At 32.3% G+C, this 1,815-nt stretch carries 3 protein-coding genes; all 3 read right to left on the reverse strand.

Going from position 1 to position 1,815, the window contains the following annotated elements:
• Window positions 1–249 precede the first annotated feature (249 nt).
• The gene (locus H574_RS0112045; RefSeq protein ID WP_027880821.1) at window positions 250–582 is read right to left on the reverse strand and encodes a hypothetical protein; all 333 of its coding nucleotides are present in this window, start codon (window positions 580–582) and stop codon (window positions 250–252) included.
• Window positions 569–1,078 (reverse strand): hypothetical protein, encoded by a 510-nt coding sequence (locus H574_RS0112050; protein WP_027880822.1) that lies wholly within the window; start codon window positions 1,076–1,078, stop codon window positions 569–571. The genes H574_RS0112045 and H574_RS0112050 overlap by 14 nt, the downstream gene beginning before the upstream one ends.
• 150 nt (window positions 1,079–1,228) lie before the next feature.
• The gene (locus H574_RS0112055) at window positions 1,229–1,630 is read right to left on the reverse strand and encodes a hypothetical protein (protein ID WP_027880823.1); all 402 of its coding nucleotides are present in this window, start codon (window positions 1,628–1,630) and stop codon (window positions 1,229–1,231) included.
• Between the last annotated feature and the right edge of the window lie 185 nt (window positions 1,631–1,815).

A 1,815-nucleotide genomic window follows, 5' to 3' on the forward strand; every position in this document is an offset into this window, starting at 1 on the left:
TAAAGTCCAGCACTTCCGATTGCTTTCGGTTTTCGAAAGTCAATTTCCGCTGGTTTTCCAATCTGTTTTATTATTGCTTGTTCAGTCATTTTATTCTATTACGAGCTGTTTTTTCAGCTTGCACATAACGTGTTTGTGTATGATTTCGTTGCGTGGTTTAGGAACTAAAGTTAGCAAATAAATCACAGATAGAAAGTCCGCGAGGACTTTCGTAAGTAGGCTTTAAATAGCAATGAATTATACACGGTGTTACCTGCTGGCTTTTTTTAAATTCTGTCCATCAAAATCAAACTTATTCGGTTTCCCGCTTTCTTCAGGATTCCAACCTAATTTTTGAGCTTGCCTTATTATTAATTCTGCATCTTTTGGTTTAATCACTTTTAAATTCAATTCACTTATCTTTGGAAATTCAGTCCACAACTCGTTGATGTCAGATTCTATTTTGACTTCTATTATCGAACCTTTTGAGTTTTCCTTTTCTGCGATAAAAGCAATAGTTCCTTTTTCTCTTGATGAAATTAGCCATCGATATTTTTCATTATCGATTGTAATTGGTCTTGATTTCTTTTTAGTCAGTGTCATATTTAGCAAGTTCTATTTCCTCATCACTTGGTAACCAACTGTTATTTATTTTTTCAATCAGTTCAGTCAGATGTTTTTTTACTTTTCGTTTAGTGAAATCCAAGCACACAACTTTGTCAATTTCATTGTGAGGGTCGTGAGCTAAAGTTGATGCAAACCAAAATCCCTCGCTAAAGTTTTGATGAGCAGTAGTAACTGGTGAAAATTCATAATCAAATTCCTTTTTAGTCCGCATTTCATAATCAACAGCTCGACCAGTTATCTCTTCGTCAAAGTATTGTTCAGTCCAATGAGATAAAGTTCCAGCACTACACGTATAGGAAACGTTTTTGTCGATACATATTTTTACAACAGGCGGAACTAATTCTTCATCTTCTTTATTCGCGATTGTAAATACAACCCAATCATTTTTCGGTAATGAAGATTTCCATTCAGAGTTATTTCTAATCTGAACGTAATAAACTTTTCTTCGATTGATTCTACCTATTAGTTCCATTTTTCAGCTTGCAGGTAACGTTAGCGTATAAATTTCAGTTGCGGAAAATCGGTACGATTTTCCGATTGAAACTGAAAGATAGAAAATTGGAATGAATTTCCGTAGGAAATTCAGCCGCAATTGAATTTATACATTGTTGTAGCTAGTTAATTATAGTTTTTTCATTTTCAATGACACAGCCTTATCAAATAATAAAAAATAAGTTTCGTTATTCTTTTGTTCGATTATAATCTTTAAAATTGTTGATGGGTTTTTATAGTCGACTATTACTTGATTCAGTTTATTAAATTTCCAATAACTTTCAATCAAGGTTTCCGACTTTTCATAATCGTCACTGTTCAATTTTTTAAGAGTAAAAATCTCATCTTCAGTAAACTTAAATTCCGATTGACTGAATAAAGTTAAGTATTTTTCAATTCTTACGTCAGAAGTCTCAACATTAGAATGAGCATCAGTACAAATCCACTTTCCAATAATATCTAAAGATTCTTCATTTTGTCCATAAGACAAAAGTGAGAATAGAAAACTTGATATAATAAATAGTTTTTTCATAATTGGCTACAACGTGTTTGGCTATGATATGTTGCGGAAAAAATCCGCAGGATTCTTTCCGTCATAGCCGAAAGATAGTATATTGCAATGAAATTCCGATAGGAATTTCAGTAGCAATGGATTATAGCCGTTGTTGTGTGCAGTTTTTATTTAATTCTATAAAGTGTAATTTTGTCATCAGATTC

Origin of the sequence: Mesoflavibacter zeaxanthinifaciens DSM 18436 (assembly GCF_000422365.1) — a bacterium.
In the GTDB taxonomy this organism is placed as follows: Bacteria; Bacteroidota; Bacteroidia; order Flavobacteriales; family Flavobacteriaceae; genus Mesoflavibacter; species Mesoflavibacter zeaxanthinifaciens.